The sequence below is a fragment of the Nocardia sp. 348MFTsu5.1 genome (assembly GCF_000383535.1).
Taxonomy (GTDB): domain Bacteria; phylum Actinomycetota; class Actinomycetes; order Mycobacteriales; family Mycobacteriaceae; genus Williamsia; species Williamsia faeni.
Genome location: NZ_KB911510.1, coordinates 537,568 through 562,006 on the forward strand (window position 1 = coordinate 537,568; position 24,439 = coordinate 562,006).

At 64.8% G+C, this 24,439-nt stretch carries 29 protein-coding genes; 22 read left to right on the forward strand and 7 right to left on the reverse strand.

Going from position 1 to position 24,439, the window contains the following annotated elements; genetic code table 11:
- From H290_RS0105805 to H290_RS0105830, 6 genes are all read left to right on the forward strand, one after another.
- Complete coding sequence (locus tag H290_RS0105805; RefSeq protein WP_020105832.1) at window positions 1–1,167, forward strand: 8-amino-7-oxononanoate synthase; 1,167 nt, start codon at window positions 1–3, stop codon at window positions 1,165–1,167.
- An 18-nt stretch (window positions 1,168–1,185) separates the two neighbouring features.
- Window positions 1,186–1,851, forward strand: coding sequence for a dethiobiotin synthase (bioD, locus tag H290_RS0105810; protein WP_020105833.1), 666 nt, complete (start codon window positions 1,186–1,188; stop codon window positions 1,849–1,851).
- Between the two features lie 74 nt (window positions 1,852–1,925).
- Complete coding sequence (gene bioB / locus H290_RS0105815; RefSeq protein WP_020105834.1) at window positions 1,926–2,939, forward strand: biotin synthase BioB; 1,014 nt, start codon at window positions 1,926–1,928, stop codon at window positions 2,937–2,939.
- A 14-nt stretch (window positions 2,940–2,953) separates the two neighbouring features.
- Complete coding sequence (locus H290_RS0105820; protein WP_020105835.1) at window positions 2,954–3,196, forward strand: hypothetical protein; 243 nt, start codon at window positions 2,954–2,956, stop codon at window positions 3,194–3,196.
- Window positions 3,193–3,798 (forward strand): DUF2567 domain-containing protein, encoded by a 606-nt coding sequence (locus H290_RS0105825; protein ID WP_196809502.1) that lies wholly within the window; start codon window positions 3,193–3,195, stop codon window positions 3,796–3,798. The genes H290_RS0105820 and H290_RS0105825 overlap by 4 nt, the downstream gene beginning before the upstream one ends.
- 23 nt (window positions 3,799–3,821) lie before the next feature.
- On the forward strand, window positions 3,822–5,282 hold the full coding sequence (locus H290_RS0105830) for an MFS transporter (RefSeq protein ID WP_036518256.1): 1,461 nt from the start codon (window positions 3,822–3,824) through the stop codon (window positions 5,280–5,282).
- 356 nt (window positions 5,283–5,638) lie between these two features.
- On the opposite strand, the gene H290_RS0105840 is transcribed toward H290_RS0105830, so the two are convergent.
- Entirely contained in the window at window positions 5,639–6,334 is a 696-nt protein-coding gene (locus tag H290_RS0105840; protein WP_020105839.1) for an NUDIX domain-containing protein, read from the reverse strand.
- Window positions 6,335–6,525: 191 nt separating this feature from the next.
- Between H290_RS0105840 and nadA the strand changes: the two genes are divergently transcribed.
- Both nadA and nadC read left to right on the forward strand, forming a co-directional pair.
- The gene (nadA, locus tag H290_RS0105845; RefSeq protein ID WP_020105840.1) at window positions 6,526–7,545 is read left to right on the forward strand and encodes a quinolinate synthase NadA; all 1,020 of its coding nucleotides are present in this window, start codon (window positions 6,526–6,528) and stop codon (window positions 7,543–7,545) included.
- Window positions 7,542–8,408 (forward strand): carboxylating nicotinate-nucleotide diphosphorylase, encoded by an 867-nt coding sequence (nadC, locus tag H290_RS0105850; RefSeq protein ID WP_020105841.1) that lies wholly within the window; start codon window positions 7,542–7,544, stop codon window positions 8,406–8,408. Before nadA ends, nadC begins: the two co-directional genes overlap by 4 nt.
- Window positions 8,409–8,432: 24 nt before the next feature.
- Here nadC and H290_RS0105855 read toward each other — a convergent pair whose 3' ends face one another.
- Window positions 8,433–8,819, reverse strand: coding sequence for a phage holin family protein (locus H290_RS0105855; RefSeq protein WP_020105842.1), 387 nt, complete (start codon window positions 8,817–8,819; stop codon window positions 8,433–8,435).
- A gap of 122 nt (window positions 8,820–8,941) precedes the next feature.
- Between H290_RS0105855 and hisD the strand changes: the two genes are divergently transcribed.
- From hisD to H290_RS27900, 10 genes are all read left to right on the forward strand, one after another.
- Window positions 8,942–10,273, forward strand: a complete 1,332-nt coding sequence (hisD, locus tag H290_RS0105860) for a histidinol dehydrogenase (RefSeq protein WP_020105843.1) — start codon at window positions 8,942–8,944, stop codon at window positions 10,271–10,273.
- Window positions 10,270–11,412, forward strand: coding sequence for a histidinol-phosphate transaminase (locus tag H290_RS0105865; RefSeq protein ID WP_020105844.1), 1,143 nt, complete (start codon window positions 10,270–10,272; stop codon window positions 11,410–11,412). The genes hisD and H290_RS0105865 overlap by 4 nt, the downstream gene beginning before the upstream one ends.
- The gene (hisB, locus tag H290_RS0105870) at window positions 11,409–12,029 is read left to right on the forward strand and encodes an imidazoleglycerol-phosphate dehydratase HisB (RefSeq protein WP_020105845.1); all 621 of its coding nucleotides are present in this window, start codon (window positions 11,409–11,411) and stop codon (window positions 12,027–12,029) included. Before H290_RS0105865 ends, hisB begins: the two co-directional genes overlap by 4 nt.
- Window positions 12,026–12,682, forward strand: a complete 657-nt coding sequence (gene hisH / locus H290_RS0105875; RefSeq protein ID WP_020105846.1) for an imidazole glycerol phosphate synthase subunit HisH — start codon at window positions 12,026–12,028, stop codon at window positions 12,680–12,682. Before hisB ends, hisH begins: the two co-directional genes overlap by 4 nt.
- A gap of 22 nt (window positions 12,683–12,704) precedes the next feature.
- The gene (locus H290_RS0105880) at window positions 12,705–12,956 is read left to right on the forward strand and encodes a hypothetical protein (RefSeq protein ID WP_020105847.1); all 252 of its coding nucleotides are present in this window, start codon (window positions 12,705–12,707) and stop codon (window positions 12,954–12,956) included.
- Between the two features lie 8 nt (window positions 12,957–12,964).
- On the forward strand, window positions 12,965–13,711 hold the full coding sequence (gene priA, locus H290_RS0105885) for a bifunctional 1-(5-phosphoribosyl)-5-((5-phosphoribosylamino)methylideneamino)imidazole-4-carboxamide isomerase/phosphoribosylanthranilate isomerase PriA (RefSeq protein ID WP_020105848.1): 747 nt from the start codon (window positions 12,965–12,967) through the stop codon (window positions 13,709–13,711).
- Entirely contained in the window at window positions 13,708–14,568 is an 861-nt protein-coding gene (locus H290_RS0105890; protein ID WP_020105849.1) for an inositol monophosphatase, read from the forward strand. Before priA ends, H290_RS0105890 begins: the two co-directional genes overlap by 4 nt.
- Window positions 14,565–15,338 (forward strand): imidazole glycerol phosphate synthase subunit HisF, encoded by a 774-nt coding sequence (gene hisF, locus H290_RS0105895; RefSeq protein WP_020105850.1) that lies wholly within the window; start codon window positions 14,565–14,567, stop codon window positions 15,336–15,338. The genes H290_RS0105890 and hisF overlap by 4 nt, the downstream gene beginning before the upstream one ends.
- Before the next feature lie 44 nt (window positions 15,339–15,382).
- Window positions 15,383–15,730, forward strand: coding sequence for a phosphoribosyl-AMP cyclohydrolase (gene hisI / locus H290_RS0105900; RefSeq protein ID WP_028462842.1), 348 nt, complete (start codon window positions 15,383–15,385; stop codon window positions 15,728–15,730).
- Between the two features lie 118 nt (window positions 15,731–15,848).
- Window positions 15,849–17,417 (forward strand): HNH endonuclease signature motif containing protein, encoded by a 1,569-nt coding sequence (locus H290_RS27900; RefSeq protein WP_051121879.1) that lies wholly within the window; start codon window positions 15,849–15,851, stop codon window positions 17,415–17,417.
- Window positions 17,418–17,484: 67 nt separating this feature from the next.
- Here H290_RS27900 and H290_RS0105910 read toward each other — a convergent pair whose 3' ends face one another.
- From H290_RS0105910 to H290_RS0105930, 5 genes are all read right to left on the reverse strand, one after another.
- Window positions 17,485–18,270 carry a trans-aconitate 2-methyltransferase gene (locus H290_RS0105910; RefSeq protein WP_020105852.1) on the reverse strand — a complete coding sequence of 262 codons (786 nt, stop codon included), beginning with the start codon at window positions 18,268–18,270 and terminating at the stop codon, window positions 17,485–17,487.
- 157 nt (window positions 18,271–18,427) lie between these two features.
- Complete coding sequence (locus H290_RS0105915; protein ID WP_020105853.1) at window positions 18,428–18,790, reverse strand: hypothetical protein; 363 nt, start codon at window positions 18,788–18,790, stop codon at window positions 18,428–18,430.
- Window positions 18,787–20,148, reverse strand: coding sequence for a hypothetical protein (locus H290_RS0105920; protein ID WP_020105854.1), 1,362 nt, complete (start codon window positions 20,146–20,148; stop codon window positions 18,787–18,789). Before H290_RS0105920 ends, H290_RS0105915 begins: the two co-directional genes overlap by 4 nt.
- Window positions 20,136–20,432, reverse strand: a complete 297-nt coding sequence (locus H290_RS0105925; protein WP_020105855.1) for a WXG100 family type VII secretion target — start codon at window positions 20,430–20,432, stop codon at window positions 20,136–20,138. The genes H290_RS0105920 and H290_RS0105925 overlap by 13 nt, the downstream gene beginning before the upstream one ends.
- Entirely contained in the window at window positions 20,429–20,758 is a 330-nt protein-coding gene (locus tag H290_RS0105930; protein WP_020105856.1) for a WXG100 family type VII secretion target, read from the reverse strand. The genes H290_RS0105925 and H290_RS0105930 overlap by 4 nt, the downstream gene beginning before the upstream one ends.
- Window positions 20,759–20,970: 212 nt before the next feature.
- Here H290_RS0105930 and H290_RS0105935 point away from each other — a divergent pair, with 212 nt between their 5' ends.
- From H290_RS0105935 to trpC, 4 genes are all read left to right on the forward strand, one after another.
- Complete coding sequence (locus H290_RS0105935; protein ID WP_028462844.1) at window positions 20,971–21,153, forward strand: 4-oxalocrotonate tautomerase family protein; 183 nt, start codon at window positions 20,971–20,973, stop codon at window positions 21,151–21,153.
- Between the two features lie 25 nt (window positions 21,154–21,178).
- Entirely contained in the window at window positions 21,179–22,741 is a 1,563-nt protein-coding gene (locus tag H290_RS0105940) for an anthranilate synthase component I (RefSeq protein ID WP_020105858.1), read from the forward strand.
- Window positions 22,734–23,480, forward strand: coding sequence for a Trp biosynthesis-associated membrane protein (locus H290_RS0105945; RefSeq protein ID WP_020105859.1), 747 nt, complete (start codon window positions 22,734–22,736; stop codon window positions 23,478–23,480). The genes H290_RS0105940 and H290_RS0105945 overlap by 8 nt, the downstream gene beginning before the upstream one ends.
- A 139-nt stretch (window positions 23,481–23,619) precedes the next feature.
- On the forward strand, window positions 23,620–24,438 hold the full coding sequence (trpC, locus tag H290_RS0105950) for an indole-3-glycerol phosphate synthase TrpC (protein ID WP_020105860.1): 819 nt from the start codon (window positions 23,620–23,622) through the stop codon (window positions 24,436–24,438).
- Window position 24,439 lies beyond the last annotated feature (1 nt).

Consider the following 24,439-nt stretch of genomic DNA (forward strand, 5'->3'; position numbering starts at 1 on the left):
GTGAAACCGTTGACGCCGAGCACCGCTGAAGGTGCAGACACCGATACCGCGCTCGACTGGCTGCACGAGGCCGCCGAAGTTCGCGCGGCAGAGGGCCTGCATCGCACATTGGTGGCACGCGCCACCGATGACCGGCTGCTCAATCTGGCGTCCAACGACTACCTGGGGTTGTCCCGCCATCCCGACGTCATCGCGGCGGCGCACGAAGCTCTTGATCTGTGGGGTGCCGGATCGACGTCGTCGCGCCTGGTGACCGGAACGACGCAGCTCCACGAATCCCTCGAAGACGACCTTGCCGAGTTCCTCGGCTACGAATCCGCGCTGGTGTTCTCCTCCGGCTACGTCGGCAACATCGCCGCCGTATCGGCATTGATGGGTCGCGGCGACCTGATCGTCTCTGACGGCGGTTCGCACGCATCGCTGATCGACGGCTGCCGCCTGTCGCGGGCCCGGGTCGTCGTCGTCGACCGCGGTGACCATGCCGCCGTGCGCCGTGAGCTGGAAGGGCGCAGCGAACAGCGGGCGATGGTGGTCACCGATTCGGTGTACTCGATCGATGGCGCGATCGCCCCGGTTGCCGAGCTGTACGCAGCGGCCCGCGCCAACGGTGCGGTGCTGTTGGTCGACGAGGCCCATGCGTTCGGTGTTCGCGGTGCCGGTGGTCGCGGCGTTCTGAACGAAGTGGGTCTGTCCGGCGCCCCTGACCTGGTCACCACCGCCGTTCTCTCGAAATCCCTTGGCTCGCAAGGTGGCGTGGTCCTCGGGTCGGCGATGGTCCGGGAGCACCTGATCGATCGGGCCCGCACCTTCATCTTCGACACGGGCCTCGCGCCCGCCGCGGCCGGTGCCGCGCAGGCTGCGCTGCGAATACTGCGCGGGCAGCCAGACCTGGCAACCCGGGTGCGCGCCAATGCCAACCGGCTCGCGACATTGTGCGGCGGAACCGGGTCGGAGGCGGCGGTCGTCTCGATCATCATCGGTGATCCGGCCCAGGCGTTCGCGGCCGCACAACGTTGCCGCGACCGGGGCGTGCTAGTTGGATGTTTCCGTCCGCCGTCGGTACCGCCGGGCACATCGCGCCTGCGGCTGACCGTGCGCGCGGACCTCACCGACGACGACATCGCACAGGTGGCTGAAGTGGTCACCGCGGTTCTCGCCGAGATCTGAGGTCCATCTGTGCGACTCGTGATCACCGGGACCTCCACCGAGGTCGGCAAGACCGTGGCGACTGCCGCGCTCGCGGCCGCCGCGATGGCCGCCGGGGCGACCGTGGCCGTGTGCAAACCGGCACAGACCGGCGTCGGACCGGGGGAGCGCGGTGACGTCGACGAGGTGATCCGGCTCGCGGGTGTCACCGTGACAAGCGAGCTCTACCGCTTCCGCGACCCGCTCGCACCGGCCCGGGCGGCCGAGCGTGAAGGAGCGGCGCCGGTGGACCTGCATAAAGTGCTCGACGGCGTCCGGACCCTCGACGGTTGTGATCTGACGCTGGTGGAAGGTGCCGGCGGGGTGCTGGTCCGTCTGGCGGCCGACGTCACCATGCTCGATGTCGCGGCCGGTCTCGGTGCGCCGCTGCTGGTTGTCGCGGGGGCCGGGCTCGGCACCCTCAATCACACCGAGCTCACGACCTCGGCGATCAAGGCCGCCGGACTGGAATGCGCCGGCATCGTCATCGGCTCCTGGCCGTCGCAGCCGGGCCTGGCCGAGCGATGCAACCTCGACGACCTGCCCGCGCTCACCGGGGTCCCCGTGGTCGGCCGGATCCCGGCAGGGGCCGGAAGCTTACTCCGGAGTAGTTTTACTTCGCAGGCATCCGGATGGTTTGATCCGGATTGGCTGGCGGGTCTGTGACCCCTCTGCCACATGCCCGATATGCGTGATGATGCACACTGAGGGCTCAACGTTCATGACGAAAGGGATGCCACGTGACCCAGGCGCCAGTACGCACCGACATACTCGACGTCGCACGTGAGCAGGTGTTGGAACGCGGGGAAGGGCTCAACCAGGAGCAGACGCTGCAGGTTCTGCAGCTGTCCGACGACCGGTTGACCGACCTGCTTCAGCTCGCTCATGAGGTGCGGATGAAGCATTGTGGTCCTGAGGTCGAGGTGGAAGGCATCATCTCCCTCAAGACCGGTGGTTGCCCCGAGGACTGCCACTTCTGTTCACAGTCAGGTTTGTTCGCCTCGCCGGTGCGCAGTGCCTGGATCGATATTCCGGCGCTGGTCGAAGCGGCCAAGCAGACCGCGAAGTCCGGTGCGACCGAGTTCTGCATCGTGGCTGCGGTCCGCGGACCCGACAAGCGTCTGATGGCACAGGTCGCGGCCGGCATCGAGGCCATTCGCGCCGAGGTCGACATCCAGATCGCGTGCAGCCTGGGCATGTTGACCCAGGAGCAGGTCGACGAGCTCAAGGCGATGGGTGTGCATCGCTACAACCACAATCTGGAGACCGCGCGGTCGCATTTCCCGAACGTGGTGACCACCCACAGCTGGGAAGAGCGCTGGGGCACCCTGAAGATGATCCGCGAGGCCGGGATGGAGGTGTGCTGCGGCGGCATCCTGGGAATGGGTGAGTCGCTCGAGCAGCGCGCCGAGTTCGCCGCGGATCTGGCGTCGCTCGATCCCGACGAGGTTCCGTTGAACTTCCTCAACCCGCGTCCGGGCACACCGTTCGGTGACCTGGATGTGCTGCCGGCGTCCGAGGCGCTCAAGTCGATTGCCGCGTTCCGGTTGGCGTTGCCGCGCACGATCCTCCGGTTCGCCGGTGGACGCGAGATCACCCTGGGTGATCTGGGTGCCAAGCAGGGCATTCTGGGCGGGATCAATGCGGTCATCGTGGGCAACTACCTGACCACGCTGGGACGTCCGGCCGAAACCGATCTGGATCTGCTCAATGAGCTGCAGATGCCGATCAAGGCACTCAACGACTCGATTTGATCGCCGGCCCGCTGATGAATGACATCCCGATCCCGACGCCACTGGCAGCTCCGCTGGTGTACGGCGTCTACACCGGGGTGAAGTTGGACGTGGAAGACCCGCAGTCGATTCCCCGCGCCGCGCAACTCGGGCTCGAACCACCCCGTTATTGCGGACAGTGTGGTCGACGCATGGTCGTTCAGGTTCGTCCTGACGGCTGGTCGGCCCGCTGTTCGCGGCACGGTACCGTCGACTCCGTGGAGTTGTACCAACGTTGACCGGGCGTGTTCGGTCCCTGGTTTTTGTGTCGGCAGGTGTGGTCCTGGTCGGTGTGGTGTGGGGACTGATCTGGGGTTTGCTGACACCGGGTATCGACGGCCGCATGGTCGCGCCGAACAAAGCGGTCGCCACCGGTGACACAACCACCGACTTCACGGCGATAGGTGTGTACTTCGCAGTGGCGATGATCGCCGGAGTGATCCTGGCGTTGGTGTTCTGGATGCCGCCGAAATTACGCGGTCCGGCCGGGGTTGCCGGGCTGGCGTTCGGTGCGATCGCTGCCGGAATCATCGCGGTCTGGGTCGGTGACCTGGTGGCACGCCTGCGTTTCCCCGGTCGCGACGGTGTCCCGGTGGACGGGGACTTCACTCAGGCGCCGAGTCTGCGAATGTCGGACGCGTACCTCGACATCGGGGGAGGGATCGGTTTCTCCTGGGCGCTGCTGGTCGTGGCGCCGCTCACCGCGTTGCTGACCTACTTGGTGCTGGTGGTCATGAACCGGTCCGGCGATCTCGGATCCCCGGACGACCCGGCACCGGTGGTCTCTCGGCGGTCACGTCCAACGAGATACCGCACACCTGACCCGATGACGCGGCAATAGCAGTGCCACACCACAATTATCCGGTGACCTCGGCGCCGGTGCTCAGCCCTCATCGCAAGACTGCGATCCTGGTGACCTGTTGCCTGAGTCTGCTGATCGTCTCGATGGACTCGACCATCGTCAATGTCGCGATCCCGTCGATACGCGCCGATCTCGATGCCACTCCCGCACAGTTGCAATGGGTCATCGACATCTACACCCTGGTCCTGGCCAGCCTGCTGCTCCTCTCGGGAACCATGGCCGACAAGTTCGGGCGCCGACGCGTATTCCAGATCGGCCTGACCACCTTTGCGTTCGGTTCACTGCTCTGCAGCCTGGCGCCGACCGTGGAGGTACTGATCGCGGCCCGGTTCGTGCAGGCCGTGGGTGGGTCGATGCTCAACCCGGTCGCGATGTCGATCATCACCAACACATTTCCGGGGCGGGTCGAGAGGGCCCGGGCGGTGGGTGTGTGGGGTGCGGTCGTCGGCATCTCGATGGCACTGGGGCCGATCGTCGGTGGTCTCGCCATCAACATGTTCAGCTGGGAAGCGGTGTTCTGGATCAACCTGCCCATCTGCGTTGTCGCGGTGGTGGCCACCGCACTGGTTGTGCCCGAGTCGAAGTCGCAACATGTGCGCAGCCTCGATCCGATCGGCCAGGCACTTGCCGTGGTGTTCATGGCCGGGCTGATCTACGGCCTGATCGAAGGACCCGAGTTGGGCTGGACCGATCCATGGACGATCGGGATCTTCGCCGTCACGGCTGCGGCGTTTGCGTCCTTCTGTCGGTACGAATTGCGCCGCCACGACCCGTTCATCGACCTCCGCTTCTTCCGCAGTGTTCCGTTCTCGACTGCCACCCTCACCGGAATCTGCGCATTCGCCGCATTCGGCGCATTCCTCTTCGTGGTGTCGATCTACCTGCAGAGCATCCGTGGGTACAGCCCGGTGGAGACCGGACTGATGTTCTTGCCGCTGGCGTTGGGAACACTGCTCTTCTCGCCGTTGTCCGGGCGCATGGTCGGTCGCTTTGGCACCCGGCCGTCTCTGGTTTCCGGAGGGATACTCCTGGCGGTCGCGTCGACGTTGATGACCGCCGTCGACGAGGTCACGCCGATCTGGCAGCTGCTCATCACCTTCGGAGTGTTCGGAATCGGCTTCGGCATGGTCAACGCGCCGATCACTACGGGTGCGGTCAGCGGGATGCCGAGGGACCGGGCCGGCGCCGCCTCGGCAATCGCGTCCACCAGCAGGCAGATCGGTGTGGCCATCGGTGTGGCGTTGTCGGGTGTGATCGCGGGTTCGGTGATCGCCGCTCACCCCGACGCCTCGTCGGCGTCGGATATGGCGCCGCTGTGGTGGGTTGCCGCCGGCCTCGGCGTGATCATCGCCGCCGGCGGCATCTACTCGACGACCAGGAAGTCGCTGGCGACCGCATCACGCGTCGCGGACCTGTTCGCCGAAGCCGGTGAAGGGCCATTGGCGTCATCCACCGTCCGTTGACCGTGCCGAACCCACCGTCGAGCGGGCCTTCGTTACCGTCGAGCGGGCCCTTGTAACCGTCGACCGGGCCGAACCCACCGTCGAGCGGGCCTTCGTTACCACCGAGTGTGCCCTTGTAACCGTCGACCGGGCCTTCGTTGCCGTCGAGCGGGCCCTTGTAACCGTCGACCGGGCCTTCGTTGCCGTCGAGCGAGCCTTCGTAGAGTTCCTGCGCACAGCGTTGGCACGGTCGAGGTTTATATGAGCACGCTCAACGGCTCGATTGGCACGGTCGAGGGTCATTTGAGCACGCTCGACGGCTCGATGGGCACGCTCGACGGTGGGTTCGGCACGCTGGGTGTAGCCGCCCGTTGGTGTCAGAGGGGCGGGCGGAGGGTTGCGAATTCGTCGGTGATCCGAAGTTGTTTGTCGGCGAATCGGTACAGCGCGGGCGGACGTCCACCCGAAGGGCCGGTACGCCCGACTGTTCCGGTTGCCGTGATCACCCCGCGCCGCGACAGGATGCGCAGCAGGTTGGTCGAGTCCACCGGATAGCCGAGAGCGGCGCAGTAGATGTCGCTCAGGGCCGACATCGAGAACTCGGCCGGCGCCAGCGCAAAGGCGATGTTGGTGTACGAGAGCTTGGCGGCCAGCCGCGAGCGTGCGCGTTCGACGATCTTGCGGTGATCAAAACTGATCTCGGGCAGCATCGAGACGGGATGCCAGCGGGTGTCCGGGGGCAGGTTCGGGTGCGAGTCCGACGGCACCATCCCGAGGTACGACGACGCGATCACCCGGGGGCCGGGAATCCGGTCGGGTTCGGAGAACACTGACAGCTGTTCGAGGTGGGCCACCTGGCGCAGATCGACCTTTTCGGCGAGCTGACGCAACGCGGACGACTTGAGGTCCTCGTCGGCGTGCAGGTTGCCACCCGGGAGCGACCACGATCCGGCCTGCGGATCAAAAGCGCGCTGCCACAACAACACCGACAGAACCGGTGGCTCGCCCGGCAGATGTTCGCGGACCTGGAACACCGCGCAGAGCACTTCGTGGAAGACACTCGGCGACGGCATGGCTGCGAGTCTAGTGGGTGCCGACGCCCATTCCCGACCAGGCGCAACTCCCGCGTTGGGGACACGGAATGTGAGGGTGCGCACAGGGGAGTGCTAGTATCGGGCGAGGTTTTCGATCTACAGTCGAAAACCCCAGCCCATAGCCCAGGCCGGCCACCGAAGACCGGCGCCATGAACAGGAGGTGGTTGTCATGACAACCACGTCACTCAGCCTCGGAGCAACCGAGCCCCTCTACACCGGGGTCGAGCCGACTCCGGAATGGTTCGCCGAGATCAAGAGTCTCGCCAAGAAGCGCAACGCCACGCTGCTCGCGCACAACTACCAGCTGCCGGCCATCCAGGACGTTGCAGATCACGTGGGGGATTCGCTTGCCTTGTCGCGTATCGCGGCCGAGGCCGAAACCGACGAGATCATCTTCTGCGGTGTTCACTTCATGGCCGAGACCGCCAAGATCCTGAGCCCGGACAAGCGCGTGCTGATCCCGGACGAGCGGGCCGGTTGCTCGCTGGCCGACTCGATCACCGCCGATGACCTGCGCGCCTGGAAGGCCGACAACCCCGATGCGGTGGTGGTTTCGTACGTCAACACCACCGCCGAGGTGAAGGGCCTGACCGACATCTGCTGCACCTCGTCCAACGCGGTGGACGTCGTGAACTCGATCGATCCCGACAAGGACGTCCTGTTCCTGCCGGACCAGTTCCTCGGCGCCCACGTCAGGCGGGTCACCGGCCGTACGAACATGCAGATCTGGGCCGGCGAATGCCACGTCCATGCCGGCATCAACGGTGACGAGCTCACCGCCAAGTCGCGGTCGCATCCCGACGCCGAGCTGTACGTGCACCCCGAATGTGGTTGTGCCACTTCAGCTCTGTACCTGGCCGGCGAGGGCTTTGTGCCCGCCGACAAGGTCAAGATCCTCTCCACCGGTGGCATGCTCGACGCCGCGCGGGAGACCGGTGCCAAGCAGGTTCTGGTAGCGACCGAGGTCGGCATGCTGCACCAGTTGCGCAAGGCCGCACCGGATGTCGACTTCCAAGCGGTCAACGATCGCGCGTCCTGCCCATACATGAAGATGATCACCCCGGCCGCGCTCCTGCGATGCCTGCGTGAGGGCAAAGACGAAGTCCATGTGGCTGCCGACGTCGCCGAGAGGGCACGTCTCAGCGTGCAGCGGATGATCGAGATCGGTAACCCGGGGTCGGGGGAGTGACGGCCAATCCGGCCGGTACCGCCGAGGTCAAGGCGCTTATTGCTCTCGCACTCGATGAGGATCTGCGTTACGGCCCCGATGTCACCACGGCTGCAACGGTTCCTGGCGGTGCCGTTGCCACCGCGGTGCTCTCGAGTCGTCAGCACGGTGTGCTCGCCGGACTCGATGTGGCTCTGCAGGTGTTCGACGAGGTCATCGGTGCCGGCGATTACCAGGTGCTCGATCGTCTCTCGGACGGCGCGCATCTGGAACCCGGATCTGCGGTCGCAACGTTGCGTGGCCCGGTCGCCGGACTACTCGTCGCCGAACGAACCGCGCTGAATCTGCTGTGTCATCTCTCCGGCATCGCCAGTGCCACCGCGGTGTGGGTCTCGGAGGTCGAGGGGACCCACGCCAAGGTGCGGGACTCACGAAAGACGTTGCCGGGCATGCGTTCTCTGCAGAAGTATGCCGTCCGATGCGGTGGTGGACAGAACCATCGGATGGGTCTCGGTGATGAAGCGCTCATCAAGGACAACCACGTGGCGGCCGCCGGATCGGTGACAGCCGCTCTGAACGCCGTACGCGCCGCAGCCCCCGACATCACCTGTGAAGTCGAGGTCGACAGCCTCGAACAGCTCGACGAGGCCCTGGCCCTGAAGGCCGAACTTGTTCTGCTGGACAACTTTCCGCTCTGGCAGACGCAGATGGCGGTGCAGCGTCGCAATACGCGGTCGCCGTCGACCAAGCTCGAGAGCTCCGGCGGACTGACGGTCGATGTGGCCGGGGACTACGCCCGCACCGGCGTCGAGTACCTGGCGGTCGGCGGCCTCACCCACTCGGTGACCGCCCTCGACATCGGGTTCGACTGGATCGGCGACTGACTGTCACACAGCCTTGCGGCGGCGTCAGCGATCTTGACGATCGGGGACCAGCGCCCCGAGGAGGAAGTTGACCACCGAGATGATGATCGACCCACCGACGGCAGTCCAGAATCCGTCGACGGTGAGACCGAAGTCGGTGGTTTCGGTCACCCAGGCTGTCAGCAAGAGCATCAGCGCGTTGATGACAAGGGTGAACAGGCCCAGCGTCAGGATCAGCAGGGGCAACGACAGTAGCTGCGCAAACGGCTTGATCGCGGTGTTCACGATGGTGAACGCCAGTGCGATGAACAGCACAACCAGGATCTGGGCACCGGTGTCGCGACCGTCCGTGGCGATCGAGATTCCGTCCATGATGGCCGCGGCAATCCAGAGTGCGACGGCGTTGATGAGCAGGCGAGCAGCAAAGACCATGCTCAAATCCTAGGGCCGCTGGTAAAAACTGCTGTCCCGACCGCATATCCTTGGACGTAAGTCCACAGTGGCCAATCCAGGGCGACTGTGGAGCGCTCACAAATCGTCAGGAGTTCGTGCTCATGCTTGCCCGCACCGACCTTCGCGGTGCCAATGCCACCACCGCTCAACTGCGCCGGACGCTTCCGCGCGGTGCCACCGACGTCGACACGGTCTTGGGCCAGGTCAAACCGGTGATCGACGCGATCCGGGAGCATGGTGCCTCCGCGGCACTCGACTACGGCAAGAAGTTCGACGGCGTGGCTCCCGAGACCGTTCGCGTGCCCGGCGAGCAGATCGAGAAGGCGCTGGCCGAGATCGATCCCGACGTCCGTGCCGCGCTGGCCGAGGCCATTGACCGGGCCCGCAAGGTGCACGCAGATCAGCGCCGCACCGACGTCACCACCGAGGTCTCACCAGGCGGAACCGTCACGGAACGATGGATCCCCGTCGGTCGTGTCGGCCTGTATGTGCCGGGCGGCAACGCGGTCTACCCGTCGAGCGTGGTCATGAACGTGGTCCCGGCGCAGGAGGCCGGTGTCGATTCGCTGGTCGTCTCGTCGCCGCCACAGGCCCAATTCGATGGCCTGCCCCACCCCACGATCCTTGCGGCCTGCGCCCTGCTCGGTGTCACCGAGGTCTGGGCGGTGGGCGGCGCACAGGCCGTGGCCCTGCTGACGTACGGCGGTACCGATACCGACGGCACCGACCTCGATCCGGTCGACCTGATCACCGGGCCGGGCAACATCTACGTGACCGCGGCAAAACGGCTGTGCCGCAGCGTCGTCGGCATCGACTCCGAGGCCGGACCCACCGAGATCGCGATCCTGGCAGATAGTTCGGCCAGCCCGGTCAACGTGGCCGCCGACATGATCAGCCAGGCCGAACACGACGTGATGGCCGCTTCGGTCCTCGTGACCGACAGTGTGGAACTGGCCGACGCCGTGGACACCGAGATCGAGGTCCAGATCTCCCGGACCAAACACGCCGATCGTGTCCGCGAAGCTCTCGGCGGGTCGCAGTCGGGAATCATCTTGGTGGACAACGTCGATCAGGGTTTGCAGGTCGTCAACGCCTACGCTGCCGAACACCTCGAGATCCAGACCCGGGACGCAGCCGCGGTCGCTGCGCGGGTCCGTAGTGCCGGTGCCATCTTCGTCGGCGACTACTCCCCGGTGAGCCTCGGCGACTATTGCGCCGGCTCCAATCACGTTCTGCCCACCTCGGGTTCGGCCCGCTACGCCTCCGGGCTGTCGGTGCAGACCTTCCTGCGCGGCGTGCACGTCATCGACTACGACGAGGCCGCACTCAAGGAGGTCTCGGGTCACGTGCTGAACCTGTCGAAGGCCGAGGACCTGCCGGCGCACGGTGAAGCGGTCCGCCTGCGGTTCGCCGGTTCGGAGGATCTCCGGTGACCTCTTCGACCCCCACCTCGTCGACCAGACGGATCGGGCTTGATGACCTGCCCTTGCGCGAGACGCTGAAGGGCCAGTCGCCCTATGGTGCACCGCAGCTCGACGTCCCGTTCCGCCTCAATACCAACGAGAACCCGCATCCGCCGTCGCAGGCGTTGATCGACGACGTCGCGGCGTCGGTGCGTGCGGCGGCATCCGAATTGCACCGCTATCCCGACCGGGACGCGGTGGCTTTGCGGACCGATCTCGCCGCCTATCTCAGTTCGGCGACGGGTGTCGCGCTCGGGTTTGAAAACCTTTGGGCGGCAAATGGATCCAATGAGATCCTGCAGCAGTTGTTGCAGGCCTTCGGTGGTCCGGGCCGCAGCGCGCTCGGGTTTGTCCCGTCGTACTCGATGCACCCGATCATCTCGACCGGCACCGACACCACCTGGATCGACGGAACTCGCAACGCCGACTTCTCCTTCGACACCGACGGCGCACTCTCGGCAATCGCGGAACTGCGGCCCGACGTGGTCTTCCTGACGTCACCGAACAACCCCACCGGTGGCTCCATCCCGCTCGACGACATGCGGGCCGTGGCTACTGCCGCACCAGGAATCGTCATCATCGACGAGGCCTACGGTGAGTTCTCGGCGGCACCGAGCGCGGTGGCGCTGATCGAGGAGTTCCCCGCGAAGATCGTCGTCAGCCGGACGATGAGCAAGGCCTTTGCCTTCGCCGGTGGACGCCTGGGCTATCTGGCCGCCGACCCGGCCGTGATCGACGCGTTGCTGCTGGTGCGGTTGCCGTACCACCTGTCGGTGGTGACGCAGGCTGCTGCCAGGGCGGCACTGCGGCACGCCGACGACACCCTCGCCGGTGTCGCCGCGATCGTCGCCGAGCGCGAGCGGGTCACCGCGGAACTGACCCGCCTGGGCTACGCGGTGGTCGACTCGGACGCGAACTTCATCCTCTTCGGGCCATTCGCGGACGCGACCGCGAGCTGGCAGAACTATCTCGACGGGGGCGTGTTGATCCGCGACATGCATATCGAGGGACATCTGCGTGCCACCATCGGACTGCCGGCCGAAAACGACGCGCTGCTGGCCCGCAGCGCCGAACTGGCCCTCACCGACCTGATCGGAGACCAGAAATGACCGCACAACCGCGGGTTGCCCGCATCGAGCGGACCACCCGGGAGTCCGCGATCACCGTGGAGATCAATCTCGACGGCACCGGGCGCACCGACATCTCGACAGGCGTGGCCTTCTACGACCACATGCTGACGGCGTTCGGTGCCCACGGCAGCTTCGACCTCACGGTCGCGGCGACGGGTGATGTCGAGATCGAGGCCCACCACACCGTCGAGGACACCGCGATCGTGCTCGGCCAGGCCATCAACCAGGCGCTCGGTGACAAGAAAGGCATCCGCCGGTTCGGCGATGCCTGGATCCCGATGGACGAGACCCTGGCCCAGGCCATCGTCGATGTCTCCGGACGCCCCTACTGTGTGTTCACCGGCGAGCCCGAGCACCTGCTGACCACCACCATCGGTGGCAACCCGGGCGTGCCCTACCACACGGTCATCAACAAGCACGTCTTCGAGACCTTGGCCATGAACGCCCAGATCGCGTTGCACGTCCGCACGATCTACGGCCGCGATCCACACCACATCACCGAGGCGCAGTTCAAGGCGGTGGCGCGCGCATTGCGGGCCGCGACCGAATTGGACCCGCGAGTGACGGGTGTGCCGTCGACGAAGGGTGCGTTGTGACGACGGGCGACAGCTTCGGCGATCGCACCGTTGCGATCCTCGACTACGGTTCGGGCAATCTGCGGTCGGCGCAGCGGGCCCTGGAACGGACCGGCGCGCAGGTGACCGTGACGTCCGATCCGACGGTTGCACTGGATGCCGACGGTCTCGTGGTCCCCGGTGTCGGTGCATTCGCGACCTGCATGGAGGGTCTGCGAGCAGTCAACGGCGACCGCATCATCGATGATCGGCTTGCCGGTGGACGACCCGTTCTGGGCATCTGCGTCGGCATGCAGATCCTGTTCGAGCGAGGTGTCGAGTTCGGTGTCGAAGCCGAAGGCTGCGGTCAATGGCCGGGCACGGTCAGTCAGCTGCAGGCCGACGTCCTGCCACACATGGGCTGGAATACCGTTGAGGCGGAACCGGATTCGATGCTCTTCGCTGGCATGCCCGAAGGTGAGCGCTATTACTTTGTGCATTCGTATGCGGCGCAGATCTGGGAGTTGCCGCCGGACGCACTGTTCAAGCCGCCCAAGCTGACGTGGGCCACCCACGGCGGACGCTTCCTCGCCGCGGTGGAGAACGGTCCTTTGTGCGCCACCCAGTTCCATCCGGAGAAGTCCGGGGACGCCGGCGCCCACCTGTTGCGTAACTGGGTCGGGTCGCTCAAGTGACCACCATCCCGGCGTCACCGCGATGAGCACACCGCAGTTCTCGTTCGCGCGGCTGGCCCTGTTCACCGTGGGCGCGGGGGTTGTGGTTCTGGCCATCTCGACGGTGGTCGTCATCGGACTGGCGCAGGTGTCACCACTGGCCGCGTTGATCGTCGCGGTTCTGGCGCTGGTCCTGGCGATTGTTGCGATGGGTATTGTTGCCAACCGGATGGTCGACCGCGTGGCGCAGGCGATGCGCGAAGAGTCAGACCGAACCGATATCGAAGGAGATTGATCCTCAGCATGAATGCACGACTTGAACTGCTCCCCGCGGTCGATGTGGCCGACGGCCAGGCGGTACGCCTGGTGCAGGGTGCCGCCGGCAGCGAAACCTCTTACGGTTCGCCCCGCGAGGCGGCCCTGACCTGGCAGCGTGACGGCGCGGAGTGGGTGCATCTGGTCGATCTCGACGCCGCATTCGGCCGCGGCAGCAACCGTGAGTTGCTGGCCGAGGTGATCGGTGAGCTCGACGTGAAGGTCGAGTTGTCGGGCGGTATCCGCAACGACGATTCCCTGAAGGCGGCACTGGCCACCGGTTGTGCGCGCGTCAATCTCGGTACCGCCGCGTTGGAGGACCCCGAGTGGTGTTCACGCGCCATCGCCGAATACGGCGACCGGATCGCGGTGGGTCTCGATGTCCAACTGGTCGACGGGTCGTACCGCCTGCGCGGCCGCGGCTGGGTGTCTGACGGCGGAGACCTGTGGGACGTCCTCGAGCGCCTCGAGCGTGACGGCTGCAGCCGGTACGTCGTGACCGACGTGACCAAGGATGGCACCCTCACCGGACCGAACCTGGAACTGCTGCGTGAGGTCACCGCCAAGACCAACGCACCCGTCGTCGCCTCGGGTGGCGTCTCGGCCATCGAGGACCTCGTTGCGATTGCCGGACTGGTCAGCACCGGTGTTGAGGGCGCGATCGTCGGAAAGGCGCTCTACGCCGGACGTTTCACCCTTGTCGAGGCGCTTGCGGCGGTCGCGTCGGCGTCATGACCTCGGCGCTCGGAGGTACCCTTCCACCCGATCTGGATCCGGAGCAGTTGCTGGCGAGCGCTGCTGCGATTCTTGATCAGACCGCCGACCGGTTCTTGTCGGGCGTGGGTGCACCCAGCGCAGTCACAAAGGGTCACAACGACTTTGCGACCGAGTTCGATCTCGAACTCGAGCGGACCATCTCTGCGGAGTTGGCTCAGCGAACCCAGATCGCGGTCCACGGCGAGGAATTCGGTGGCCCGGATCTGACCGAGGGCACGGTGTGGGTCGTCGACCCGATCGACGGCACCTTCAACTACTCGGCCGGTTTGCCGATCGCGGGCATGCTGCTGGCGCTCGTCCACGACGGCCGACCCGTACTCGGTCTGACCTGGTTGCCGTTGTCGGGCCTGAACTATCAGGGATTCGTCGGCGGTGGCCTGGTGTGCAACGGCAAGCCGATGCCGCAGCTGCCGCCGGGCAAGCTCAGCGAGGCGATGCTGGCGTTCGGCGCGTTCAACATCGCGAGCCGGGGTCGCTACCCGGGCGCGTACCGTGTGGAAATGCTGGGCGAGCTGAGTCGTCGTACCTCGCGTCTGCGGCTTTTCGGGAGCACCGGATTCGACCTCGCTCTCACCGCGGGTGGACAGCTCGACGGTTCGATCACGTTTGGCCACCACGCCTGGGACAACGCTGGTGGCGCCGCTCTGGTCCTGGCCGCAGGCGGCCGGATCAGCGACATCGAAGGCCGGCCGTGGTCTGTCACCTCGCCGTCGATCGTGGCGGCAAGTCCCGGTGTCCACGAAGAGCTGATCGAATTGATCGGACGATTGGGCGATCCCGGTGCGTTTGAACCTCCGAAGGAGAAATACACATGACGGTCGCGGTTCGGGTCATCCCCTGTCTGGACGTCGACGCCGGACGCGTGGTCAAAGGTGTCAATTTTCAGAACCTGCGTGATGCCGGAGATCCGGTGGAGCTCGCCGCCGCCTACGACAAGGCCGGCGCCGACGAACTCACCTTCCTCGACGTGACGGCGTCGAGCGGCAATCGCGGCACGATGATCGACGTGGTCAAGCGCACCGCCGATCAGGTGTTCATCCCGCTGACCGTCGGTGGCGGTATCCGCACCGTCGCCGACGTCGACCGCCTGCTCCGCGCCGGCGCCGACAAGGTCAGCGTCAACACCGCTGCCATCGCCAATCCGGACGTCCTCGGCGAGATGAGCCGCCATTTCGGATCGCAGTGCATCGTGTTGTCGGTCGACGCCCGCACCGTCCCGGAAGGTCAACCGCCGACGCCGTCGGGCTGGGAGGTCACCACCCACGGCGGTCGTGAGGGCACCGGCATCGACGCCGTGGAATGGGCCCGCCGCGGCCAGGACCTCGGGGTGGGGGAGATCCTGCTCAACTCGATGGACGCCGACGGCACCAAGAACGGCTTCGATCTCGCGATGATCACCGCAGTACGCGCTGCGGTGAAGGTGCCCGTGATCGCCAGTGGCGGCGCGGGTGCCGTGGAACATTTCTCGCCCGCGGTGCGTTGCGGAGCAGACGCGGTGCTGGCCGCCTCGGTCTTCCATTTCGGTGAGCTGACCATCGGGCAGGTCAAGGATGCAATGCGTGCCGAGAATATTGCGGTTCGCTGAAACAGGCGCTGCACCAATTATTTTCAGATAGGGAAGTGGCAACGATGTCGCTGGACGCCGGAATCGCACAGCAGCTCAAACGTAATGCCGAAGGGCTGGTCTGCGCGGTTGTACAGGAAGCAGGCACCGGCCAGGTGCTGATGGTGGCCTGGATGGACGACGACGCCTTGGCCCGCACCCTCGAGACCGGTGAGGCGACCTACTTCTCGCGGTCACGGGGCAAGCAGTGGATCAAGGGTGAGACCAGTGGCCACACCCAAAAGGTCATCGAGTTGCGCCTGGACTGCGATGGCGACACCGTCCTGATGACCGTGGAACAAACCGGGGCCGCCTGCCACACCGGCGACCACACCTGCTTCGACGCGAACGTCCTCTACGCCGCACCGGACTGACCCTGCGGGAAGTCCGCCGAGCGTGCCCAAATCGCCGCCGAGCGTGCCCAAATCGCCGTTGACCGTGCCGAAAATGTCGGGCGATCTAGTTGTCGGAGGGCGCTGATAGAAATATGTCATGGGTTCGGGGGTGGCAGATCTGATCAACCGTATCGAGGGCATGGCTCTTGATGCGGAGGAGATCGTTGCTGTCCGTGAGGTGTTGTCCCGCAGACTCGTTGACATTTCATTGGCGTCGTTGTCAGACAAAGATACGGTCGAGTTGGCGCAGGTCATTGAAACCCAAACGCGCCGTGATGAAGCCGTGAAGGTTCGGGTCGCGGTGGAGTTGCGGGAGCGGTCGGTGGCCGCGAAGCAGGGTCTCAAGCACAACAAGTTCTTGCGCCACCATTTGCGGATCTCGGCGACTCAGGCCAGCGCGCGGTCGAAACGCGCTGAGCGCGTCGGTGAATGGCACACACCGTCCGGTGACGTCACGTCACCGGTGTACCCCTACACGTGGCTGGCAATGCGGGACGGTGCGATCGGGATAGCCCACTACAACGTCATCGATGAAGTGTTGCGGGCATTACCGGGCACGATTCGTAGTGACCTGGCTTTGTGGTCTGAGGGTGAGCGGTTGATGGCCGAGGCCGCCCGCACGATGGATCCGGATGAGTTGAAGAGGGTGGGCCTGCATCTGCATGCGCACCTGAATCCGGATGGCGAGTTCGACGATGTCGACCGCGCGCAAAAACGCGACCTGAAAGTATCCAAACAGGGCGCCGACCACATGGCCGGCATCACCGGCACCCTCGACCCGGCCACCAAAGCGTTGTGGGACATCGTCGCCGCCAAATGGGCCGCGCAGGGCATGAACAACCCGAACGATCCGGACTCACCCACAGGCAGCGCAGACAAAGCGGACGCCGAAACGCTCGAGGCCGCAGCCAAACGCGACACCCGCACCCCCGGGCAGCGCAATCATGATGCGTTCAAACGGTTGATGGAAATGGTGGTCGGGCAAGGCATCCTCGGTCAGCATCGTGGTCTGCCGGCGCAGGTGATCGTAACGATGACCTTGGAGCAACTCGAGGCCGAAGCGGGCCTGGCGACCACCGCTTCCGGCGGTGTGCTGCCGGTACGCGACGCCCTGCGGTTGGCTGGAGTCCATCGCAAGTTCCTGACCCTGCTCGACGACAAACACCGCCCGCTGTTCCTAGGGCGCGAGAAACGCCTCGCCACTGCGGATCAACGGTTGGCGTTGATCGCCGCCGAAGGGGGATGTTCACGCCCGGGCTGTGATGCGCCGGCGACTGAAACCGCAGTGCATCACATGGTCGAGTATTCCAAAGGTGGTCGCACCGACATCACGGTCCTGACCCTGGTCTGCGGACCCGATCACGGTCACATCCATGACGGGGATACCGGGTGGATCACTGAGATCATCAACGAGGGCACCGGTCCGCCGGGTTGGCAGGGTCGGGTCGGGTGGCGCCAGCGAGGAACCCTGGATCCGCCGCAGCCCAACAACACTCATTTTCCGGAGAAGTTCTTCACGAATCCGGAGATGTGGAACCCGGACAGCGACGCCGACGCCGAATGGTTCAAACAACGCGCCCGGGCAGCATTCGAGAAGAAGGCCGCCGAGGCACCGGTGTACAACATCGACTTCGGCTGGAAACGAGCCACCTACCGCGCCGCCTGACGCCAACCCCCGATGATGTGGTCATTTGGCGAACAAACGCCCAGGTCGGCACCGCAACAACAACACATCATCGGGGTGGGGAGGTGAGGTTCAATGTTGCTCGCAGCTGACTGAATTGCAGCACAGCGGGCTCACCCGTCACTTGCTCGTACCTGGCGATCACCTTACCGACGAAATCGTCGACGGCGGATGTGGGGAGTCGGCCCGTCCAATCCGTGGCACCAACCGAAAACCATTGCGCGAACGCTTCGGTCGAGTCGAATTGCCAACGCAGATCCTGCACACCGAGATCCGCGACGGTGAATCCGGCGGCCGCGGCGAACTCGCTGAACTGCGTTGGTTCGACGTGGAAGTACGGCGCCGCGAAGTCGTCGAAGTGCCGGCGCCACACGGAACTGGCCGCCACCTCCATGGCCACGTCTTCGACACTTGGACGGTCTGTTGCGCACACGATCTGGATGACGGCCCGGCCCCCGTCGTCCAGACTGCGGGCAATGCCTTGCAATGCAGTGGTCTGGTCGTGGATCCAGTGCAGCGCGTTGAATGACACCGCGATATCGAAATCTCGATTGAACGGCAACGCCAACGCGTCGTCGACATGGAATTGCACGCGGAGCAGATCGGCCGGAACTCGGGTCAGCGCCTTCTCGATCATGTGCCGGGAAGCGTCGACGCCCACGACGGAACCCGCCGGCAATCGCTCGGCGAGTTTCATCGTGATGAACCCGTCGCCGCAGCCGACGTCGAGGAGTCGCTCATCGCCGACGAGTTCGAGATCGCCGATCGAGACCTCGGCCACCATTCGCTGGAGCGCACTGACGTCGGCGTACCGATCGCCATCCCAATCGACCACAACAGCTCCCTCTCCAGGCGGCCACATGTGTAGTTCAAGTGTGCCGTCGGTGCCTATCACCTGGTTGCGAAATGCGTCATTTCGTAACCGGTCGGCCCACACTCACCACCGAAGGCCCGACGGCGCCGCTGCGACGGGCACCCTGATTCCGATGGCCCTACCATTGGTAGCGTTCGGTCTTCGCGAGTTTCGCTCCGACGGCCTTGCCTTCATCGGTGACCTCAACCCAAAGCTCGAATGAAGGTACGGAAAGTCCATCTGGATGACGCTGCGTGAACTCCTCGACGGCTGTTCTTTGCGCCCTGGCTTCGCCCGGGAGTCGCGTGAATACCTCGGCTACAGTACCCAGTTCGGCTAGTTGATTGTCCAATAGATAATTGAGTGCACTGCTCACCGCCTCACCTGTGCCCGTCCATGTGCGCAATTCTGCGTTTGCGTACTGATACGCGTGATCGATGGAAACCCAGTCGAGCAATCCCGCCACCAAGACATCGTTGGCAATCGATACAAATGGTTTCACGGCAGTATATGCACTTTCTTAGGTCGGCCATTCGGTGGGAAGATGTCAATGGTTTCGCCGCCGGAGCTGGACGATAGTCGAAGTCCAACCTTCGTACCGTCAGGCATCAAGACCATCTTGCCATTGTAAGAAATAGGCGTGATGTCACGACCGCCAATGGATAGGTGGCTGAAAACGGCTTCCAGCTGGTTGTAGTTCGAAACCACCCAAACATCTTTATTGCTGCCTTTTGTGAGGTCACTCAGGATATTGAGGCTGCGGAAGCCGCCGCTCCGTTCACCCGATGTGTTGATGGCAGCGATGATTGGTTCCGCTCCCTGCCACCCAGCGAGTGCCCCGCGGGTTCCAGCGAAGGTTCCCGCGAGTTGTGGGCCGAACATGCCCATGCTTTCAACTGTGCGAGCGAAGGTTCGGATGATTGTTGCAATTCGCGCGCCGGCGGCTGTTAGGCGTCCTACAGCGACCGCTTGCATTGCGACGGTTCCGGAGCCGAAACTGACAAGCCCTGCAGTTATGGCGGCCGCTTCGATCGCTACCGTCCATCCGAGCAGGCTGCTCAGCTCGGACAGGATTTGGCTGTGTGCATCATCAATCGCCTGTGCATACTTCTCGCATTCGTCAGCTATTGATAGGAATCCTTCGCCTACGGCTTTGGTCTGTGTATTCAGATTATTGAGGGCGGTGAGTATGTCGTCGAGCTCCGGAGCTTTTTGTGTACAAAGCTTTGTCTCTGCAGCGTTGAGATAAGTGATGCGCGAAGTGATGTCTTGTCCGGCAGTACTCCACGCGGCAGCAACAGCCCGAAGTTTTCCTTGTTGTCCGTTAGGCCATATCTCGCCTTGGACGTACGGCACGATCATCGACCAGAAAGAGGGTTCTTCTGACTCGCCGCCGAAGGCTGACGGAACTGCAGGTGGAAGGTATATGGGCTTGTTTCCCGGAAGTGACGATGGTTGGGTGAGGATGAACGGAGATGCTGCTGTATCAGCTGCCTCATAGTTGAACCCTGTGGCGGCCATGAGGTTGTGAAACACGCCAGCGGCGTTGACCAACGACGCGGCTGCCTCGAGTGCGTTCCCTTCGGTACCAATTGCTGCTTTGTCGTAGGATTCAGCCCACTTCCGGCCAGGGGCGTCGGATCCGGCCATCCCTCCGGAAGCCGCCAGTACTCCGGTCAATTGCTCGAGATCCGCCTGGAGTCGCATGTGCATCGTGCCAATGGTTTTGATGGCCGTCCATTGGTAACTCTGCGGCTCGTTGTCGATTTGGCCGGTGTTGGTGGATTCGCTCGGCAGGAGGAGTTGAGTGAGTGGACTTGACGTTACCGGGGGGCTCGGGTGGCCCATCAGCGTCTCCACATCTTCAGATTTGCCTCGACCGCTGCGTTGTAGTTCGAATGTGCGGTCGTGCCGACGCTGTGCAGATCGGCCAAAGACTGGCGCATCTCTGCCGCACCTGACGCCCACTCTGCGTGTGCTTGTCTCTGAGCGCTGGCCGCCTGACCGGTCCACGTCAAGTGGAGATCCTTGACGAGTTCGTCGATAGCGGCGAGGTCTTCTTCGACTGACTTTGTCAGCCGGCTCATCTGCTCCAATACCTCGCCCAGTGCAACACGATCGATGCGTAGTCGGTTGGCGCTCATGGGGTACCTAGATTCAGAACGGACTTTGCCGCATGGAACGTCGAGGTGATCGTCTCCTCAGTGCCCTGAAGTTCGCGGGCTGCCGTGCCTAAGGCTTCGACCGAGTTCCGCAGTCCTGCCATCACGTCGGTGGCGCCCTCGAGCCATTCACCCCACTCTTGTTGATAGATCCTGGCCGTAGCGCCCTCCCATCCTTCGAGTAGGGGATTCATTTTTTTGGTCAGATCAACGACGCCGGCCTCCATTCGATCGGCGACCCCATCGATCATTCGCTGGATCGCGTACAACTGATCCAGATCTGCTTGAAGATCTCCCCCTGGTTTCACAATCCCCCCGATTGCTGGTTGTCTTTTCAGTCGCTGATTCTAGACACGATGAAGGACTTCAGCCCCTCGCGTACCTGGTGGTGCAGCCGCGACTCGAAGCTGGTGCGCTGCTCTCGGATGCGGGCTATCGATGCATGCCAGCCGAAGTAATATGGATTCGCTCGGTCCAACGACCAACTCGGGAATCCGGCGGCATGTGGCACAGTTTTTCCATGCCACTGATCCAGATCTCCCAGACACCCGGACTCAGCGATCGCGTCAAGCGTGAAACCATCGCCGCGGTCACCGAGGCGTATGCGCGTGCGACCGGTAAGAACCCCGATTCTGTCTGGGTCACGATCACCGAGGTTCCGCGGTCTCACTGGGGTGTGGGTGGGGAGCCGCTCGGTCAGTAGAGCGCGGCTGGGACAATCAGAAGCGATGGCAAACAAGACCACCGCCCCCGGCACTGCGGGCGGCTTCACAGACACCACAACGCTGGCCCAGTTCCTGGAGCTGGCAGCCGACCATCGGGTTGTGCCGGTGACCCGAAAGGTCCTGGCCGATTCGGAGACACCACTGGGTGCATACCGAAAACTCAGCGGCGACCGCCCCGGGACATTCCTGCTCGAGTCGGCGGAGAACGGCCGGTCGTGGTCGCGATGGTCGTTCATCGGCGCCGGCTCTCCCGCCGCGCTGACCTCGGTCGACGGTGAAGCGCAGTGGTGGGGGACCCGGCCTGCCGGAGCGCCGACGGGCGGCGATCCGCTGGTTGCCCTCGCCGAGTCCCTGCGAATCCTGGCCACCGACCGGTTCCCGGACCTGCCGCCGCTGACCGGCGGATTTGTGGGCTTCCTGGCGTACGACGCCGTCCGGCGCCTCGAACGCCTGCCCGACACCACGGTCAACGACCTCCAGTTGCCGGAGATGCTGATGCTGCTCGCGACCGACATCGCGGCGGTCGACCATCACGAGGGCACCATCACGCTGATCGCCAACGCGGTGAACTGGGATGGCAGCGCCGATCGGGCCGAAGAGGCCTATGCCGACGCGGTGGCCCGCCTCGACACGATGACGGCAGCGCTGGCCGCGCCGGCACCGTCGACGGTCTCGACGTATCACCCCGCCGAGCCGGAGTTCGTGGCCCAGCGCACTCGCGAGGAGTACGGGACGATCGTCACCAGCCTGGTCTCGGAGATCGAGGCCGGCGAGGCGTTCCAGGTGGTGCCGTCGATGCGTTTCGAAATGCAGACCGCTGCCGATCCCATCGATGTCTACCGCGTGCTGCGCACCACCAACCCGAGCCCCTACATGTATCTGCTGCGGGTGCCCGGCAATGGTGGACCGGACTTCACGATCGTCGGATCGAGTCCCGAAGCCCTTGTCACCGTGAAGGATTCGGTGGCAACCACACATCCGATCGCGGGTACCCGCTGGCGTGGGGCCACCGAGTCCGACGACCTGCTCCTCGAAAAAGACCTCCTCGCCGACGAGAAAGAGAACTCCGAGCACCTCATGCTCGTCGATCTCGGACGCAACGATCTCGGTCGGGTGTGCGAGCCGGGCACGGTAAAGGTGTCCGACTATCGGCACATCGAGCGCTACAGCCACGTCATGCACCTGGTGTCCACGGTGTCGGGGGAGCTGCAGGCCGGCAAGACCGCCCTCGACGCGGTCAACGCCTGTTTCCCGGCGGGCACCCTGACCGGTGCGCCCAAGGTGCGGGCGATGGAACTGATCGACGAACACGAGAAGACCAGGCGCGGCCTGTACGGCGGCATCGTCGGCTACCTCGACTTCGCGGGCGACGCCGACACCGCCATCGCCATCCGCACCGCGATCCTCAAAGAGGGCCGTGCGTACGTGCAGGCCGGTGGTGGCGTGGTGGCCGACAGCGAGGCCGACTACGAGTACAACGAGGCGAGCAACAAAGCGCGAGCAGTTCTCAAGGCGATCGCGGCGGCCGAGACGATGACACCGATCGCAGGCGACTCCGGTGAGTGAGACCGCGCCACACGACGTCAAGCCCGCGAGCAGTCGTGGTCGCCGGCTGGGGATGATCGCCGTCCTCCTCGGATTCGGCGCACTGGCTTTCTGGGCAGCCTCCCGGATGACGTGGGCCGAGCTGGTCGCCGCGGACGGCATGACGCCGCCGCGCACGTTCACCGTCAAGGGTGCGGACTGGGCGCCGGCGCTGACCCCGCTGGCGATCGTGCTGCTGGCCGGGATCGCTGCGGCCGCGTCGTTGCGTGGCTGGGCGCTGCGCATCACCGCGTTTGTCGTCGCGGCGGTGGCGATCATCGGGATCTTGCCCGCGCTGACCCTCTTCACCGGCGATGACGATGTCAGCTACGCGGCGAAGGCGATCGGGCTGGCCGGCCGCTACGAAGCGCTCCAGGTCGACACCAAGATCCTGCCGGGCCTGCTCGTGATCGCCGGTGCGCTGGCCGCGGTGCTCGGTGCCGTGCTGATGCTGCAGACCGCGTCCCGCGATGCGCCGATGTCGTCGAAGTACAAGTCGCCTGCCGCGCGCCGCGCCGAGCTCGAAAAAGAGGTCTTTGCCCAGCGCGACGCCGAGCGCCGAGCGGCCGACGGAAGCGGTCACGAAGCGGGTGCCGTGGCCGGCCCGGACAGAGGCTCGGATACCGGCTCGACAGGTGTGGACGGCAACGAACGCTTGCTCTGGGATGCCCTCGACACCGGTGACGATCCGACGATCGATCCGACGGATCGCGAAAGGTGACAGGCTTCACTTTGTTCGGCATACCCCGAATCCGGCTTGGAGTGGGTCGGCGCTACCCTTTCCTTACTGAAAACACGAGTTGCTGTGGTCTCGCGCAGCTGGCTACATCCTCGTCAGTGGCGTGAGAAAGGGGTTGACCATGAGCAAGCAAACCGTCCTTGATTCGATTCTGGCCGGGGTAAAGGCCGATGTGGCAGCACGCGAAGCTGTGATCGACTTCGCAGCCATCAAGGCCGCCTCCGCGGCAGCACCGGACCCGATCGACGCGACCGCGGCGCTGCGTGAGCCGGGGATCGGCGTCATCGCAGAGGTGAAGCGCGCCAGCCCGTCGAAAGGCGACCTGGCCGACATCATCGATCCGGCCGCGCTGGCGAAGGCCTACGAGGCCGGTGGTGCGCGGATCATCAGCGTGCTGACCGAGGAGCGCCGGTTTCGCGGGTCGCTCGCCGATCTGGATGCTGTCCGTGCCGCCGTGAAGATCCCGGTCCTGCGCAAAGACTTCATCGTGGGCCCATATCAGATCCATGAGGCCCGTGCCCACGGCGCGGACGTCATCCTGCTGATCGTCGCCGCGCTCGAGCAGAACGTGCTCACCTCACTGCTCGACCGCACCGAGTCCCTGGGGATGACCGCGCTCGTCGAGGTCCATACCGAGGAAGAAGCGGATCGAGCGCTGCAGGCCGGAGCATCGGTGGTCGGCATCAACGCCCGCAACCTCAAGACCCTCGAAGTCGACCGCGACAGCTTTGCCCGGATCGCCCCCGGATTGCCTTCCAAGGTGATCCGGATCGCCGAATCCGGTGTTCGCGGAACCGCCGATCTGCTGGCTTACGCCGGCGCCGGCGCCGACGCGGTCCTGGTCGGAGAGGGCTTGGTCACCGCTGGTGACCCTCGTGCAGCCGTCTCGGAACTGGTCACCGCCGGTACCCACCCGTCCTGCCCCAAACCAGTCCGTTAGG

Bases quoted from the DNA above. Each gene is read 5' to 3' on its own strand.
- H290_RS0105890 (WP_020105849.1), top strand. From the start codon at position 13,708: ATGACCTCGGCGCTCGGAGGTACCCTTCCACCCGATCTGGATCCGGAG.
- H290_RS0105925 (WP_020105855.1), bottom strand. From the start codon at position 20,432: ATGAGCGCCAACCGACTACGCATCGATCGTGTTGCACTGGGCGAGGTA.
- trpC (WP_020105860.1), top strand. From the start codon at position 23,620: ATGAGCAAGCAAACCGTCCTTGATTCGATTCTGGCCGGGGTAAAGGCC.
- hisF (WP_020105850.1), top strand. From the start codon at position 14,565: ATGACGGTCGCGGTTCGGGTCATCCCCTGTCTGGACGTCGACGCCGGA.
- H290_RS0105940 (WP_020105858.1), top strand. From the start codon at position 21,179: ATGGCAAACAAGACCACCGCCCCCGGCACTGCGGGCGGCTTCACAGAC.
- H290_RS0105855 (WP_020105842.1), bottom strand. From the start codon at position 8,819: ATGGTCTTTGCTGCTCGCCTGCTCATCAACGCCGTCGCACTCTGGATT.
- H290_RS27900 (WP_051121879.1), top strand. From the start codon at position 15,849: ATGGGTTCGGGGGTGGCAGATCTGATCAACCGTATCGAGGGCATGGCT.
- H290_RS0105820 (WP_020105835.1), top strand. From the start codon at position 2,954: ATGAATGACATCCCGATCCCGACGCCACTGGCAGCTCCGCTGGTGTAC.
- hisD (WP_020105843.1), top strand. From the start codon at position 8,942: ATGCTTGCCCGCACCGACCTTCGCGGTGCCAATGCCACCACCGCTCAA.
- hisI (WP_028462842.1), top strand. From the start codon at position 15,383: ATGTCGCTGGACGCCGGAATCGCACAGCAGCTCAAACGTAATGCCGAA.
- H290_RS0105935 (WP_028462844.1), top strand. From the start codon at position 20,971: ATGCCACTGATCCAGATCTCCCAGACACCCGGACTCAGCGATCGCGTC.
- priA (WP_020105848.1), top strand. From the start codon at position 12,965: ATGAATGCACGACTTGAACTGCTCCCCGCGGTCGATGTGGCCGACGGC.
- hisB (WP_020105845.1), top strand. From the start codon at position 11,409: ATGACCGCACAACCGCGGGTTGCCCGCATCGAGCGGACCACCCGGGAG.
- H290_RS0105840 (WP_020105839.1), bottom strand. From the start codon at position 6,334: ATGCCGTCGCCGAGTGTCTTCCACGAAGTGCTCTGCGCGGTGTTCCAG.
- H290_RS0105880 (WP_020105847.1), top strand. From the start codon at position 12,705: ATGAGCACACCGCAGTTCTCGTTCGCGCGGCTGGCCCTGTTCACCGTG.
- nadA (WP_020105840.1), top strand. From the start codon at position 6,526: ATGACAACCACGTCACTCAGCCTCGGAGCAACCGAGCCCCTCTACACC.